This window comes from Mesorhizobium sp. WSM4306, assembly GCF_007003975.1.
In the GTDB taxonomy this organism is placed as follows: Bacteria; Pseudomonadota; Alphaproteobacteria; order Rhizobiales; family Rhizobiaceae; genus Mesorhizobium.
In genome coordinates this window covers 1-14,651 of the sequence record NZ_VFTC01000025.1, presented here as the reverse complement: position 1 = coordinate 14,651, position 14,651 = coordinate 1, and the positions used below count along the sequence as shown (strand labels likewise).

Annotated in this window: 18 protein-coding genes; 12 read left to right on the top strand and 6 right to left on the bottom strand. The window is 61.5% G+C overall.

Going from position 1 to position 14,651, the window contains the following annotated elements; all coding sequences use genetic code 11:
- Positions 1–139: 139 nt before the first annotated feature.
- Positions 140–997 carry an alpha/beta hydrolase gene (locus FJV77_RS24475; protein ID WP_142869166.1) on the bottom strand — a complete coding sequence of 286 codons (858 nt, stop codon included), beginning with the start codon at positions 995–997 and terminating at the stop codon, positions 140–142.
- Positions 998–1,141: 144 nt separating this feature from the next.
- Between FJV77_RS24475 and FJV77_RS24470 the strand changes: the two genes are divergently transcribed.
- Both FJV77_RS24470 and FJV77_RS24465 read left to right on the top strand, forming a co-directional pair.
- Positions 1,142–1,693: an isoprenylcysteine carboxylmethyltransferase family protein gene (locus FJV77_RS24470; protein WP_142869165.1), complete on the top strand. Its 552-nt coding sequence runs from the start codon at positions 1,142–1,144 to the stop codon at positions 1,691–1,693.
- 47 nt (positions 1,694–1,740) lie between these two features.
- Complete coding sequence (locus tag FJV77_RS24465; protein ID WP_142869164.1) at positions 1,741–2,136, top strand: cupin domain-containing protein; 396 nt, start codon at positions 1,741–1,743, stop codon at positions 2,134–2,136.
- A gap of 137 nt (positions 2,137–2,273) precedes the next feature.
- Here the strand turns inward: FJV77_RS24465 and FJV77_RS24460 are convergent, their stop codons facing one another.
- Positions 2,274–3,476, bottom strand: a complete 1,203-nt coding sequence (locus FJV77_RS24460; protein WP_142869163.1) for a pyridoxal phosphate-dependent aminotransferase — start codon at positions 3,474–3,476, stop codon at positions 2,274–2,276.
- Between the two features lie 275 nt (positions 3,477–3,751).
- On the opposite strand from FJV77_RS24460, the gene FJV77_RS24455 reads away from it, so the two are divergent.
- Both FJV77_RS24455 and FJV77_RS24450 read left to right on the top strand, forming a co-directional pair.
- A complete protein-coding gene (locus tag FJV77_RS24455) occupies positions 3,752–4,645 on the top strand; it encodes an EAL domain-containing protein (RefSeq protein WP_142869162.1) in 894 nt (297 codons plus the stop codon).
- A complete protein-coding gene (locus tag FJV77_RS24450; protein WP_185970414.1) occupies positions 4,642–5,502 on the top strand; it encodes an EAL domain-containing protein in 861 nt (286 codons plus the stop codon). The genes FJV77_RS24455 and FJV77_RS24450 overlap by 4 nt, the downstream gene beginning before the upstream one ends.
- A 304-nt stretch (positions 5,503–5,806) precedes the next feature.
- Here FJV77_RS24450 and FJV77_RS24445 read toward each other — a convergent pair whose 3' ends face one another.
- Positions 5,807–6,019 (bottom strand): cold-shock protein, encoded by a 213-nt coding sequence (locus FJV77_RS24445; RefSeq protein ID WP_015316174.1) that lies wholly within the window; start codon positions 6,017–6,019, stop codon positions 5,807–5,809.
- A gap of 297 nt (positions 6,020–6,316) precedes the next feature.
- Here FJV77_RS24445 and FJV77_RS24440 point away from each other — a divergent pair, with 297 nt between their 5' ends.
- Complete coding sequence (locus tag FJV77_RS24440) at positions 6,317–6,643, top strand: hypothetical protein (protein WP_142869256.1); 327 nt, start codon at positions 6,317–6,319, stop codon at positions 6,641–6,643.
- 19 nt (positions 6,644–6,662) lie between these two features.
- On the opposite strand, the gene FJV77_RS24435 is transcribed toward FJV77_RS24440, so the two are convergent.
- Positions 6,663–7,232 carry a methylated-DNA--[protein]-cysteine S-methyltransferase gene (locus FJV77_RS24435; RefSeq protein WP_142869161.1) on the bottom strand — a complete coding sequence of 190 codons (570 nt, stop codon included), beginning with the start codon at positions 7,230–7,232 and terminating at the stop codon, positions 6,663–6,665.
- Between the two features lie 178 nt (positions 7,233–7,410).
- Here FJV77_RS24435 and FJV77_RS24430 point away from each other — a divergent pair, with 178 nt between their 5' ends.
- Together FJV77_RS24430 and FJV77_RS24425 are read left to right on the top strand one after the other, a co-directional pair.
- Positions 7,411–8,346 (top strand): lytic transglycosylase domain-containing protein, encoded by a 936-nt coding sequence (locus tag FJV77_RS24430; RefSeq protein WP_142869160.1) that lies wholly within the window; start codon positions 7,411–7,413, stop codon positions 8,344–8,346.
- Positions 8,347–8,351: 5 nt separating this feature from the next.
- Entirely contained in the window at positions 8,352–8,840 is a 489-nt protein-coding gene (locus FJV77_RS24425) for a GNAT family N-acetyltransferase (RefSeq protein WP_142869159.1), read from the top strand.
- Positions 8,841–9,060: 220 nt separating this feature from the next.
- On the opposite strand, the gene FJV77_RS24420 is transcribed toward FJV77_RS24425, so the two are convergent.
- The gene (locus FJV77_RS24420) at positions 9,061–9,393 is read right to left on the bottom strand and encodes a hypothetical protein (protein ID WP_142869158.1); all 333 of its coding nucleotides are present in this window, start codon (positions 9,391–9,393) and stop codon (positions 9,061–9,063) included.
- Between the two features lie 176 nt (positions 9,394–9,569).
- Between FJV77_RS24420 and FJV77_RS24415 the strand changes: the two genes are divergently transcribed.
- The 5 genes from FJV77_RS24415 (at position 9,570) to FJV77_RS24395 (ending at position 13,435) form a co-directional block, all read left to right on the top strand.
- A complete protein-coding gene (locus FJV77_RS24415) occupies positions 9,570–10,001 on the top strand; it encodes a lysozyme inhibitor LprI family protein (protein WP_142869255.1) in 432 nt (143 codons plus the stop codon).
- A 136-nt stretch (positions 10,002–10,137) separates the two neighbouring features.
- Complete coding sequence (locus FJV77_RS24410) at positions 10,138–10,881, top strand: DUF899 family protein (RefSeq protein WP_142869157.1); 744 nt, start codon at positions 10,138–10,140, stop codon at positions 10,879–10,881.
- Between the two features lie 198 nt (positions 10,882–11,079).
- Positions 11,080–12,033, top strand: coding sequence for a YihY/virulence factor BrkB family protein (locus tag FJV77_RS24405; protein WP_246691374.1), 954 nt, complete (start codon positions 11,080–11,082; stop codon positions 12,031–12,033).
- Between the two features lie 126 nt (positions 12,034–12,159).
- A complete protein-coding gene (locus FJV77_RS24400) occupies positions 12,160–12,711 on the top strand; it encodes a DUF4142 domain-containing protein (RefSeq protein ID WP_142869155.1) in 552 nt (183 codons plus the stop codon).
- 331 nt (positions 12,712–13,042) lie between these two features.
- Positions 13,043–13,435: a RidA family protein gene (locus tag FJV77_RS24395; protein WP_142869154.1), complete on the top strand. Its 393-nt coding sequence runs from the start codon at positions 13,043–13,045 to the stop codon at positions 13,433–13,435.
- Between the two features lie 76 nt (positions 13,436–13,511).
- On the opposite strand, the gene FJV77_RS24390 is transcribed toward FJV77_RS24395, so the two are convergent.
- Complete coding sequence (locus FJV77_RS24390) at positions 13,512–14,477, bottom strand: DUF4365 domain-containing protein (RefSeq protein WP_142869153.1); 966 nt, start codon at positions 14,475–14,477, stop codon at positions 13,512–13,514.
- Between the last annotated feature and the right edge of the window lie 174 nt (positions 14,478–14,651).

The following is a 14,651-nucleotide window of genomic DNA, read 5'->3' as shown; positions in this document are numbered from 1 at the left end:
GCGGGGTTGTTTTCATTTTGCCACCTGCCCAAACCCATCGTCCCACGGGTTAGCCGGCAGGGCAAGGAAAATAGAAATCCGGGCGCGCGCTGCGGCAACGGGCAGGGCGAGCGAGGGCATCAAAAACGGTCGGAGGATTTCAGCCGGGCTGGTTTCGCCGCGCGGGGTTGGCGACGCTGTGCTCCGCCACCGCCTCGGCGTATCGCGCCAGCAGCGGGTTAAACAGGTCCGGGCGTTCCCAGAACGGCGCGTGGCCGGCGTCCGGGATGACATGACACTGCTCCCACAGCGAACCGTAAGCCAGCGTCTCGAAATAGCTCAGCCGCACCAGCGGGTCATGCTCGCCATTAATCACCGCGACCGGGAAGGGCGCTTGCTCGACCACCTGTTTCTGGTCGGCGCCCTTGCCGGCAAACATGCTGCGCGCCACGCCGGCCCGCAGCCGGCCGTCGGTGCGCCTGATGGCTTCGCGGAAGGACGGGCTTGCGGTGTCGCCGAAGCACAAGGTCTCAAAACGTTCGATGTCGCGTTCGGAGTAAACCTTCTTGGAGGTGAGCAGCATGTCCCAATTGGCGTGGAAGCCGCGCAGCATGCCGAGCGGTCCCCGAGATACCGGCGGGGCTCCGGTCAGCACCAGGCCGTTCACCGCATGGTGGAAGCTGGCAAGCTCGATCGCGACATGGCCGCCGAGCGACCAGCCGAAGATGATGGCGCGGCCGATGCCCAGCGCATCGAGCAGCCGGGCAGTGGTCTGGGCAAGACCGGGTATCGTATAGGCGGTTGTCGGATCGCGGGCATCGGAGGATTCGCCATGGCCGGGCAGATCGAAGGCGATCAGCCGGTGAGAGTCCGCCAATGAACTGTCGAACTGGCGCGCGAACACGGCGCGGGAGGAGCCTGAGCCGTGGATCATGACGATGGGCATGCCGGAACCCGACGATTGGCTGACGTGCAAATCGGCCAGAGGCGTGCGAAACGTGCGGTCGGAAACGCTCATGCTGGATTAGACCTTCAGTTGTCACTGAGGGCCAACATCGCATCGCTGGCTCTATATGTTCTTTAGACAAGTGGTTAAGAAATGATTTCTTGAATCGGCGCCCGGTGCGATCACCGGCACCATAACAACTGCGGAATCTTGACGATGGAATCAGTCCTCGACCTGCTTGTCTCGATCTGCAGCGTTGTCACGCTCGGCCAGTATGTCTGGTCGATGCGGGCGCATTTCGTATTGCAGGCGATGTCCCCGGGCGCGATGGTGATTTCGGCGGTGGTGATCGCCACAGCGTTGTTCTTTTTCGCCATATTGTGGATCGAAACGCAGCCGGTTCCGGCAAAGCTCGCCGGGTTCGCCGTCGAACTGGCGAGCCTGGCCCTGTTCTGGTGGGCGATTGCCACATCCCGCAAGGCGCGGCTGCGCTTCGCCTTCTCGCCCGACAATCCGCACGGCCTGCTGACCGACGGCCCCTACGGCTATGTCCGCCATCCCTTCTACACGTCCTACCTTATCTTCTGGATCGGCTGGGGGATTGCGACGTGGTCGATCTGGGCCATGGTGCCGGTCGCCGGGATCATCGCCATCTATGTGTTTGCCGCGCTCGACGAAGAGAAGAAATTTGCACGCACGCCGCTCGCCGGCGCATACGCGGCCTATCGCGGACGGGCCGGGCTGTTCTGGCCACGGCTGGGGTGGTAGCCGGCAACTGCGCAGGATACGATTTACCGGATTGAGGATTGTCAGCCATGAAGATCATTGCCTGCGGCGGCGTGCCGACCATCATCGCGCCGGAGAAGTATTTCACCGGGCGCGTGCTGCAAACGCCGATCATCGAGAGGCAAGCGCCGTCGCGGCTGCGCGCCACGCTGGTCAGCTTCGAACCCGGCGCGCGCACCCACTGGCACACGCATCCGCTCGGCCAGACGCTGTATGTCACGTCAGGCGCGGGCTTCGCCCAGACATGGGACGGGCCGATCCAGGAGATCAAGGCCGGTGACGTCATCTCGTTCGAGCCCGGCGAAAAACACTGGCACGGAGCGGGTCCGAAGACGACGATGACCCATGTCGCCATGCAGGAGGCGCTGGACGGCGTCCATGCCGATTGGATGGAAGCGGTAACCCCTGAACAATATGGCGGCTGAGCGCATGGTGGGCGAAACGGCATGCACGAACGCTTCGCCACCGCCTGTGCTGGAGCAAGAGGCATGAGGCGCCAACAAAAACCCGGCGGTGACGCCGGGTGCGGTGACGCCGGGTTTTCTGTTTCAGGCTGGCCTGATCAGGTCAGCGATGCCGTAAAGCGCTGGATGCGCGTGCAGGCTTCCTCCAGCAGCGTCTCCGACGTGGCGTAGGAGATGCGGAAGTTGGGGCCGAGGCCGAAGGCCGAGCCGAACACCACCGCGACACCCTCGGCTTCGAGCAGTTCGGAGCAGAAGGCCTCGTCGGTGTCGATCACCTTGCCGGCCTTGGTCTTCTTGCCGATCAGCTGGGCGCAGGACGGATAGACGTAGAAGGCGCCTTCGGGCGACGGGCAGCTTATGCCGCGCGCCTGGTTGAGCATCGAGACGACGAGGTCGCGCCTCCCTTGAAAAATCGCCTTGTTCCTGGCGACGAAGTCTTGCGGACCGTTGAGCGCCTCGACCGAGGCCCACTGTGCGATGGTGCAAGCGCCGGAGGTCTGCTGGCCCTGGATCATGTCCATTGCCTTGATCAGCTGCACCGGACCCGCGGCATAGCCGATGCGCCAGCCGGTCATGGCATAGGCTTTCGAGACGCCGTTCATGGTCAGCGTGCGCTCATAGAGCTCCGGCTCGATCTCGGCGATGGTCTTGAAGACGAAATCGCCATAGGTCAGGTGCTCGTACATGTCGTCGGTCAGCGTCCAGACATGCGGATGCTTCAGCAGCACATCGGCCAGCGCGCGCAGTTCGGCTTCCGTATAGGCGGCGCCGGACGGGTTCGACGGTGAGTTCATCAAGAGCCATTTGGTCTTCGGCGTGATCGCCTTTTCCAGCACGGCTGGCGTCAGCTTGAAACCATTGTCGATCGACGTGTCGGCAAACACCGAGGTGCCGCCGCAGATCGCCACCATTTCGGGATAGCTGACCCAGTAGGGGCGGGGAATGATGACCTCGTCGCCTGGGTTCAGTGTCGCCATGAAGGCGTTGAACAGGATTTGCTTGCCGCCGGTGCCGACAATTGTCTGCTCGGGCTTGTAGTCGAGATTGTTCTCGCGCTTGAACTTTTTCGCGATCGCCTCGCGCAGAGGCACGATGCCCGAAACCGGCGGGTACTTGGTCTCGCCACGACGGATCGCCTCGATCGCCGCATTCTTGATGTTGTCGGGCGTATCGAAATCCGGCTCGCCGGCGCCGAGGCCGATAATGTCACGGCCGGCATTTTTCAGCTCGCGGGCTTTCTGCGTCACCGCGATGGTGGCGGAAGGCTTCACGCGGGAAAGGGCGTCGGCAAGAAAGGCCATGACCAGATATCTCCAGAGGGTCGGCGCAGCGGGAACAGCTGCGGCGCTTCTCATGTCGCATCAACCCGCCAAGTGCAAGCATTGTCGGATGAGCCAGGGGTCAAGGAGGTGTGAAGATCGGCTTTGGGACAGCGCCTGCGCCGGGTTTTACACCCGGTTTGTGTGAAGCAATCCATGGAACGTATCCCTGGCAAGAATAAATTCATCAACGGCCGTTAAAACCTTTGGCGGTAGGATCGCCAGCCATTTCGCCTGTCTCGCGGAGCGAGGGACCCTTGTCGCGCAGCATCGGGCTTGCCCACATCATCCGTAACGATGACGGCACCTCGTCGGGTGTCTGGGGTATCTATACGCTGCAAAGCGCCTTCCAGCCGATCTTCGCCTTCAAGGAGGGCAAATTGTCGGTGGCGGCGTTCGAGGGACTGATCCGGCCGTTTCGCGACGGCGAGCCGCAATCGCCGATGAGTTTCTTCTCGACATGTCCGGCCGGCGACCGCCTGCATATCGAGGCGTTGACGCGAACGCTGCATTTGCTCAACGCCGGCGCCTGCCTGCCGCAAGAGGCCTCGATCTTCGTCAATTTCGACCCGTCGGTGTTCACCGAGCGCTCCATCGTCGACAACGCGCTGCGCGACATGCGCCTGGTGCTGCACGAGGCGGGGATAGATCCGCGCCGCATCGTGTGCGAGGTGACCGAGCAGAGGTCGGCGTCGCAGGAAACGCTTTACAGCTTCGTCGAGGCGCTGCGGGCCAATGGCTTCCGCATCGCCGTCGACGACTACGGCGCCGATGAATCCGACATCAACCGCATCAAGGAACTCAAGCCGGATATCGTCAAATTCGATGCGCACTGGATTACGCAGCTGATGGAGTCAGGCGCCGGCTTCGCCCTGTTGACCACCATGGTGACGAACTTCGAACAGCAAGGCATCCGCACCGTGTTCGAGGGCATCGAGGAGGGCTGGCAACTTGAACTCGCCGAGAAATCGGGCGCCTCGATGGTGCAGGGTTTCGTGCTGGCGAAGCCGGAACTGGCGCCGACCAGTTTTCGCGTTTTCGGCAAGGATGCGCAGCCACCTGTCGCGGCGGTCGAGCCAGTCAAGGCGCCTGCCGGCCGAACCGCTTCAGCGCGGCCGGGCAGGGTGTTCGGGCGCAGGACCGGGCCATGACCGTGCAACGCGAGCGGCGGCGCTATGTCGGCGAAGCGATCTTCGCCGACGAGGTCGGCATCGAATACGGCGTCTATGGCGCGTTTCGGCTGAAGAGCGCCTACCAGCCGATCTTTGCGCCACGCGGCGGCGCGCTGGCCGCGGTCGCGGTAGAGGCCCTGGTTGAACCGCACCGAGCGGCCATGCCGGTTGCGCCGGCCGTGTTTTTCGAAAGCATCTCGGCGGGCGACCGCCTGTTTGTCGAGACGATGTGCCGGATGCTGCATCTGAGAAACTTCCGCAACATCGGCGTCGATGGGCTCGACCTGTTCTTCAACTACAACCCGATGATCAACGATCATCTCGGGCGGGCGCTGGCCGAGATCCGGCTGATGACCCGGCATCTCGGCGATCTCGACCTGCATGCCGGCATGCTGGTCTGCGAAATCACCGAGCAAGCCGCCGACGATCATGTGCTGGCCCCGCTGGTGCGCGAGATACGGCGCCACGGCGTTCGCGTCGCCATCGATGATTTCGGCACCGGCCATTCGACCGCCGAGCGGATGAGCCTGCTTCAACCAGACATCGTCAAGATCGACGGCGGCTGGTTCGCCGAATTCTGCCGCCACGCTGCCGCCGAGCGCTTCTTCCGGCCGCTCGTCTCGTCGCTGCACGATCGCGGCGCCAGGGTGTTGGTCGAGGGCATCGAGCAGGCAACGCACCTGCGCGTCGCGCTGGATGGCGGCGTCGACCTGCTGCAGGGGTTTCACCTTGGCCGCCCGGCGCTTGCCGGCACGATCTTCAACGAGCAGCCGCTGTCGATCGAGGCGCTGCTGGGTGCTGACAACAAGGTTGTGCCGTTGCATCTGCGGCGTTAATTTTGTCCTCACGCTTGCCGCCGCTTCGCGGCTCGCTCCGGACGAGGCGCGCCAAAAGGCGCGACGCCCGGTCGGGCTTGCGGCCTTCGGCCGGTAGCTGAACCCCAGACAAACAAAAAGGCGGGATAAATCCCGCCTTCCCATTTTCGGTAGCCTGATTGGGAGCTTTAAGTCCGGGCTGGCAGCTATCTGCTGATCCAGCTGGTCGGGTCTTTCCACTCCAGCGCGCTTCTCACGCGACTGTCAGTACATCCGTGACTTGCCGCGCGCCCCGAACTCTCGTCCGGCGCGCGCTATCGCAAAATCAGGCTGCCTTGCTCAGAGAACCAGCGGACGACTTGCCAGTGCGGCGGTCCTGCTCGATCTCGAAGTTGATTTTCTGGCCTTCGACCAGGGTCGACAGTCCAGCGCGCTCGACAGCGGAGATGTGGACGAAAACGTCCGCGCCGCCCGAATCAGGCTGAATGAAGCCGAAGCCCTTGGTGGCATTGAACCACTTGACCGTACCAGTTGCCATATGAATAGTCCTCGCATTTGCTTTGGTTTGACCGAACCGAAGTTCAGCCGGTGTGTATCGAGATTTTGGAGATAGACGTCAGCAAACGCGAAGATCGCGAGGCCCGGATCGATCGGCCGAAATATCAATGAACCTGATATAGGCAGGTTTTGCACCAAAAACAAGATGGCTCGAAAAAAGGCGCCGCCGTGGCACCGCCCAAAGGCCGCCCCAATCGCATGAAAGCGTTGGGCAATCGGGAAGATCGGAGCGCCCCGCGGCGTTAGTCCGGTTTTGGAGACAACCATGAAAACCGTTCTGAAAACCATTCTGCTGGCTGTCTGCCTGACGCTGGCGGCCGCCGAAGCGCAGGCGATTTCGCGCTACGATCCCACCCGTATGAGCTGCGACAGGGTGCAGGGCACGATCGCCCGCCAGGGCGCGGTGATCCTGCGCTACCAGTCGAAGCGTGTGCCGGGGCTGCCGCTCTTCGACCGCTATGTGCAGAGCCAGCAATTCTGCAACATCGGCGAGGTCAGGAAACGCGCCTATGTGCCGAGCGCCGACGCGGATTCCTGCCCGGTCTATCTGTGCAAGCGGATCGAGAACGATCATTTCCACCGGCGCTTCCTGCGCCGCCATTAGTCGCGTCAGGTTCTGATTTTCAGAACCCGAACGACACCTGCGCCGGGGGTGGCGGGCCGACGCGCACGCCTTCCATGGCCAGCATCTTTTCCTTGGTGGCTGAGCCGCCGGGCGCGGAGAAGCCGCCGATCTTGCCGCCCGCGGCCAGGATGCGGTGGCAGGGGATGACCAGCGGCACCGGGTTGGCGCCGAGCGCTGCCCCGGTTTCACGCGGCAGGCCGGGCTGGCCGGCGCGCTTGGCCAGTTCGCCATAGGTGGTGGTCTCGCCATAGTGGAGCTTTCGCGCCGCGTCGTAGATGGCGAGGCGGAAGTCGTCGACGCCTTCGAGATCGACCGGCACGCCGGAGAAATCGACGTCCTCGCCTGAGGCATAGGCCTTGATCGAGGCGATCAGCTCGACGACCCATTGCGGCTGCTCGGTATTGGCGGCAACACCGGAATGGCGCATCAGCCGGCGCTCCACCGATTCACGGCTCTTTTCGGGCAGGCAAAGCCGTATCAGGCCCTTTTCGCTCCAGGCGATGCCCATGAAGCCGATCACTGTTTCTAACACTGCGTGGCCGGCTGTGATCGAAGATGTCGTTTCCATGATGCGCTCCTTTCCGCAAAGTGGCGAAAACCGGCATATCGACCGGTACATATGCAGAACAATATGGCATCTGGGCCTAGCTCTCGCCACCCGAAAACCACCGGATAGCCCCGATTGCTCACCAGGAATCGCTGGTGTAAGGACTTCTTAACAACCCGACAAACCGGACCCGCGCGGCTTGCCAGCAAAATTCAACCTTATTGCGATCTGCGTGATCGTCGGCGCCGCCGCACTTAGCGGCTGCCAATCGACCTCGCAGATGAAGGCTACGCCTGCGCTGACCGAAACCGCGACCGCCGCCGGCAGCGATGCCGGCTTCACCGTGCCGCTGCCCGACGCGGTTTCGGTGCTGCCGCAATCCTCAGGGGTTACACCCGTCCAGGCGGCCGAAGCGACACCCGCCACGCCGGCACTCGATGCCGCCGCACAGCCGGCTGCCGCGACCGCGGCCTTTGCCGGCGCGACGCCCGCGGCGCCGGCCATGCCTGCGGTGATGGCCGCCAGCGCCTGGCAGGCGCCTGCGCCTGCCAAAGCCGGGCAGCCAGTTGCCGCTGAGACGTATACGACCGCCGGGCTTGTCATGCCGGCGACTGCCGCAGGTGGCCAGAAAACCTTGCCCGGCGTGCAGCAGGTGGCCTATGTCGGGCCGCAGAATCCGGCTGCGCTGGTTCAGTTCCCTGCCGCGCCGCTCAACCCCGCGCCGGCAGATGAGTATGCCACCGGCATGCGCGGCGACATCGACCAGCTGATCCAGAAATATGCCGCTTTCTACGAGGTGCCGGTGGATCTGGTGCGCCATGTCGTCAGCCGCGAAAGCACCTACAATCCCAAGGCCTACAACAACGGCCATTGGGGCCTGATGCAGATCAAGCACGCGACGGCGCGCGGCATGGGCTATGACGGGCCGGCCAAGGGCCTGTTCGACGCCGAGACCAATCTGAAATACGCGGTCAAATATCTGCGCGGCGCCTGGCTGTGTGCCGACGGCAACGCCAAGAAGGCCGACTGGCTCTACCAGACCGGCTATTATTTCGACGCCAAGCGCAAAGGCCTGCTCGAGGCCACCGGCCTCGGTGTCGACCGCAAGCGCCGCCGGCTGCAGCCCGACGCCTGAGTGCCATGCCTGAACCGCGGCCGCCGGCTCCAAACGACATCCGGCTGCGCAAGATCCTCGACGAGACACTCGTTGCACCGCACTGGCCGGATGGCTTTACCATGCGCTGCTTCGAACATGGCGACGCGCAACCCCTGCATGCGCTTTTGACCGAGGTGTTCGACGACGGCACCGACGGACCCTTCGACGAATGGTGGCCGCGTATCTCAGGCGATGCCGAATTCGACCCGGCGCTGTGTTTCCTGGTCATCGACGCCAAGGGACGGCTGGCGGCGGCTGCGCTGTGCTGGACGAGGGCCTTCGTCAAGGACCTCGCCGTTCACCCCGAGGCGCGCGGCAAAGGCATTGGCGAAGCGCTGATGTGGCAGGCGTTCAACGCCTTTCGCGATCGAGGCGCGCCCCATGTCGACCTCAAGACCAACACGGTCGAGAACGCCGCCGCCCTCAGGCTCTACGAGCGGCTGGGCATGGTGCCCGTTGCCTGGGAAGGCTAGGTGTGAGCTTTCGGGCGGTTTGCGCTGTTGAAATCCTTCGGATTGTGAACTGCTTCACATAGCCCGCCGCAACCGGATGCTACCTCACCATCCATGCCTTTCGACCGATGGCGGATCGACGACTGGCTGATGTGGAGCGGCTGCACCGGCATGTGTTCAGCCACTCCTTGGCGGGTCCCAGGCGGGGGTTTGGGGCCCGCCAGTCGTTTTACAGTAGCCCTCAAATATCGGGCGCGTTGCCGATCTTCTTTTTGAGATCGAGCGCCCAGGTGCGGCCCTCGTCGCCGCCCCACAGCAGCCAGGCGATAGTGCCGGCCGACGGATTGTCCTCATTGCCGTAATTCTTGCCGCGCTTGTCGACCTCGTGGCGGGCGAAATAGCTGACCATGCGGCGGATGGTGGAGGGTGCCAGCTTTTCGCGGTTCTTGAGTTCGGTGGCGCGCGCAACGCCGATCTCGGTGCCGCCGCGGCCGAATTCTCCGCGAAGCCGCAGGCCCTTGGCTGCGTTGTCGGCCACCACTTGTGGGCAGCGCAGGTCGATCTCCTCGTGCATTTGTTGTCCCCCAGGGCCGATGAGCTCTAGCCTGTCGGGGGAATGCGGAAAAGCCAGGCGGGTTGCCTCGCCCTCGAAAGAAACCGTCCACCAAGGCGGCAGCTTGCATCTTGTCTGCCACCGTCTCGGCTCTAAGCTTCGATTGCGGAGCGGGGTTCGAAACTGGAGGAAACATGATGCGGCTTTTCAGTACCGGCCTTCTTGGAATCGGCCTTGCCACCGTCGTTCTTGCCATCCCGCTCCTGGCCGCCGCGGCAAGAGCGGATGATTGCGCAAACGCGCAGGATCAGACAACCATGAACGAATGCGCCGGCAAATCGTTCGCTGAGGCCGACAAAAGACTCAACGACGCCTACAGGCAGATATCCAACCGGCTGAAGGACGATGCTGCGTCAAAGAAGCTTCTGGTCGATGCACAGCGCGCCTGGATTGCCTTCCGCGATGCCGAATGCAATTTCCGGGGTGGCCCGCCCGACATGGCCGGCACCAGCTATTCAATGATTGTGGCCGGCTGCCAGGAAAGTCTCACCAACGACCGGCTGAAGGATTTCCAAGGCTATCTCAACTGCCAGGAGGGCGATGCCAGTTGCCCGGTGCCACGGCAATAGCGTTTGGCTCGTTGTGAAAGCGGAGCCTGGTCGCCGGGTGCGTGCAAAAATGTCGGAACCGCCTTCCGTCGCGCGTCCTTGAAGGGCAAGCGCGCTGCCGTGTCCGCCGCGCGCCACCCGGCAGATGGAGACGATCATGATCACCTTCCCCAACGAATCCGCTAAATATCGCACCGCGCGTGAAAAACTCCTGCAGAAGGAAATCGAGTTGCGCCGCGCCATGGAGGCGGTGGCGGTTGCCCGCCGCGCTTTGCCGCCGGGCGGGCTGGTGCCGCAGGATTATGTCTTCGACGGGCTTGGCCCGGACGGCAAGCCGGCGAAGGTGCGGCTGCCGGACCTGTTTGCGCCGGGCAAGGATTCGCTCATCCTCTACCAGATGATGTTCCCGCGTCATCCGCAGGAGACACGCGAGGTGGCGAAAGGCGGCGAGACCGCGAAACTTGCCCGGCAGGACCAGCCATGCCCGTCCTGCACGGCGCTGCTCGACCAGTTCGACGGCGCGATCGGCCATCTCGAAGCGGCGGGCTTCAACTTCGCGGTGGTGGCGAAGACCGCGCTCGACAATCTGGTAGCGCTCGGCCGCGACCGCGGCTGGCGGAACATGCGGCTCGTCTCGTCGGCCGGCAACGCTTTCAAGCGCGACTACAATTCCGAAACGGCCGAGGGCGCGCAGATACCACTGCTTTCGGTGTTCCAGCGCAACGGTGACGGCATCAGGCATTTCTGGTCGTCCGAACTCGGCTTCGCGCCAACGGATCCCGGCCAGGACCCCCGCGCCATCGGGACCTGCGAGATCCTGTGGAACCTGATGGACTTTACCCCGGAAGGCCGGCCGAACTGGAACGAGCAGTTGCAATATGGCGAGGCGTGCTGCCACTGAGGCAGGCGCGCTGTTGCTGGTCTTTCGCACGACTTCAGTGACCTTGATCTGCGCTTCACGTCGCTGGTGAAGCTTTCGCTCAAGTCGGCCGGAACATCGGAAGATCCGCTGCATTGATAGTAGACGGTTTGCGACCCCATTCACGGATTCGAAGTGCGACCCACACTTAAAAACGTATGGGACTTGGTGCGAGAAAGCGTGGTTGGCTTTGTCAACGACAATGCCCTTAGTCATGGCGCGGCGATGGCCTTTTACGCCGCCACGTCGTTGGCCCCGGTTCTGATAATTGTCGTCGCGATAGTTGGCATCGCATTTGGTCATGACGCAGCACAGTTGGCGTTGTCTGCTCAGATATCGGGGCTGATGGGTGCAGAAAGTGCGGCGCTCCTTCAGACAGCGCTCGAAGGGGCATCCAACAAATCATCGGGGACCCTGGCGGCCATCATCGGCGTGGCCACTTTGCTCGTCACCGCCTCCGCGGTGTTTGGCGAGATGCAGCAGGCCCTGAATGCAATATGGAAGGTTGAAGCGAAAGGGAGTTCACTGTCGCGTCTCTTGCGCGCGCGTGCGGCAAGTCTCGGCCTGGTCGCCGCTCTCGGCTTCGTGTTGCTGGTATCTTTGGTGGCGAGCGCGGCGATCTCTGCTCTGGGCAACGTGATCAGCGCTCATTTGCCGTTCGGCGAATTTGTTCTGAGCGCGATCAACACCCTGATTTCCTTTTCGCTGATCTCGGTGATGTTTGCCGCGATCTACAAAGTCCTGCCAGACCGCACCTTGCAATGGCGGGACGTCGGGATCGGTGCTGTCGTGACCGCCGCTCTGTTCACGTTGGGGAAGTCGCTTATCGGTTGGTATATCGGCACAAGTGCGATCGCATCATCATATGGTGCGGCCGGAGGGCTGCTCGTCATACTGCTCTGGGTCTATTATTCATCAGAAATCTTTCTGCTCGGTGCAGAGTTGACCCGGGCCTATTCCGTTCGACATGGGAGCAGGTCCGACCTGGACGGTTTGGTTCAAAATGCTCCCGCTTCAAAAAACCTTGTTTCAATTCGCCGAAAACCCAGCTCTTTGGGCGCCGTTGCGTTGTTGGCGGTGGCGTGCGTGAGCGCAACGATGACAGCCTTTCTGCTGGGGCCTCGTCGCCCGTAGGGAGCGATCACGCTGCAGTCGTAAGGCTGCTTCTCCCTCTCCCCGCGCGAGGAGAAGGGACGCGGCTGGCAACCTCACCGCATCTGCCGCGTTGGGTCTGCGAGGACACCTTCACGGAGGGTTTCGATGAAACCGCATCTCGCCATTGCCATGCTGGCCCTTCTGGCCGGAACGCCTTCAGCCTTTTCCCAGCAGGCGATCAGCACCTTGCCGGCGGTGTCGGACAACAAGGTGGACACCGACACCTTCGCCAAAACACTGGTAAGCGCCAACCGCTTTGAGATCGAAAGCAGCAAGCTGGCCGAGAAAAAGGGCGTCGCGCCTGATGTGGCCGATTTCGCCGCGCTGATGGTGAAGGACCACACAAAGGCCGGCCAGGATTTCAAGGCGGCGCTGGAAAGAAGCCAGACCACGGCATCCATCAAGCCCGAAGGCCCGCCGATGCTGCCGAAAGACCAGGCACTGCTCGACCAGCTCAAGGCGCTGGATGGCGAGGCCTTCCAGGCCAAGTACATCACCTTGCAGACCGAGGCGCACAAGCAGGCCGTGGCGATGTTTTCCACCTATGCCCGATCCGGCGACGACCCGGCTCTGAAGGAGTTCGCCAAGAAGACGCTGGAGGTGCTGAAGATGCACGAGATGCATGCGAAGGAACTGGCGGTCGCGCATCAGGGGTAGTCCTGATTGCGCGGAACGCAATTCGCTCGTTTCGGTACATGCCGAGGTCTCGTTCGTCGTCATTCTATCGCGGAGCAAGGAGCGAAGCGACGCGCACAGACCACCATTCCGTGACGGTGAGGCGTTTCGACGATCCAGAATTCTGCTCCGACATCGACATGATGAGCCCGAGTTCGGATGGAAGGTTCCTGCACAAGGATGGCACGCCGTATCCGGGCAGGGGTGAGCGAGGCGCCGTCTTCCCCTTCTCCCACAGGGGGAGAAGGTAAAGGCGCCGCTCGCGTTCCGGCCCCGCCGCGATAAGCTTGCTCGCAGAAAAGGGAGCACCACCATGAAAAAGCAAACCATCGAAGTGCCGGTGCTGTCGGCGGCGGTGCGGGCGCTGGGCGTGCCGCTGTCGCTGGTGACCAAGGGCGCGGGGCTGGTCTTCGTCTCCGACACACCGCCGCTCGATCTCTCAACCGGCAAATTGGTCAAGGGCGACATCGAGGTGCCGACCGAGGCGTCGCTGAAGGCATTGCGCCATTGCCTGGAAGCGGCGGGTACCTCGCTGGAGAACGTGGTGATGGTGCGCATCTACGCCGCCAATGCCGGCTTCTACAACGCCATCAACCGCGTCTATGCCCGGCATTTCTCCGAAAACCCACCATCGCGCACCTTCGTGCCGGTGGCGTCTTGGCCGATGGAGTTCGATATCGAAATCGAGTGTGTAGCGGTGGGGTGAGGGGTGGGCGCACGTTCTGCCCTTGGAAAAGGTGTTGCAGTAGAGGATGAGTAATGCGGGACGAGGTGCGCCAAACTCACCTACTTTCCGCATGCTTGCGGGACGTGCGCTGGTTTACGTTATAAGGAGCCCACCGTTCACCCGGAAATTTCTTCTTTGCTTCATTCCATTCATCCTTATGAAATTGTCGAAAAAAGAGACCGCACATTTCTGTCCCATATTCCATGAGGTTGGTTGGCAATCCCTGCCCGCAAACATCGTGCGTTCGGCCAAGTAAACACAACATGAAAACATGCCTTAGGCTGACCTTTTCTGTTGCTGGGTCGCTATTCGACGCGGACAGGTTTGTCGACGCGTTCCTTATCTTTGCTCTGAAGTCGTCGTCAAAAATATCTTTCTTTAACAAGCCAAGTGTTTTTAGAAAGCTAATGACAACGATGTTCATTTCAGCTTGAATGCCATTTATTTTGCCGGGGGGAAAATTATTGAAATTGTATCGGATATTGTTTTCAAAATAGCTGAGAAATTTCGAATAATATTCTATCCTGCTGCGCCATATAAATGATGTTGCGCTATTCTCGTCAAATATACTGGTGTCGGTGAATTTGGCTAAGAGTGTCTTATTTTTTGTCGTACTAAGCTCCCAAAGCGAGAAGTGATCTCCGGGCCTTAGTGCATATATGAGTCCTGTGCTTTCTTCATATAAGCATATTAACACCGGTTGTATGAAGCCAACCCATCGCTGTAGATGGCTGACGTCAAAACGGAAGGTCTTTAAATCACCCTTTCCGGTAATTTTCGCAGTGCCTTTAACCTGTATCAATACATGGAAATTGTCGGCCTCATCTCTCAGATGTGTTTGGACCAGTAGGTCCTCGCCGTAGTCATTTTTGATGGCTTCAGATAAGGCGCCTGCCCGATCTAGGACCGAGCAAACTGCCAATACCGCTCGACTCGCCAAGCGATGATTCTTTACCAAACGCACTATTGCGCCCCCGTATGGAGTGTTGTCCCTAGAAATGCTCTCGTTCAGGGAACACATCAAGGCTCTCTACAGGCGGGGTCGCATCGCAGCGGGCCATAAGAGGAGAGGCGAAGGCGCTGATCGCCTAGCAAAATACTCCTTCGGCGCTGACTTCGAGGTAGTGTACTGAGAGTTCTGCAAATTCGCTGAGAGAGGGCGGTCATGGCAGGCTGGTGATTGTTCACGTCACCT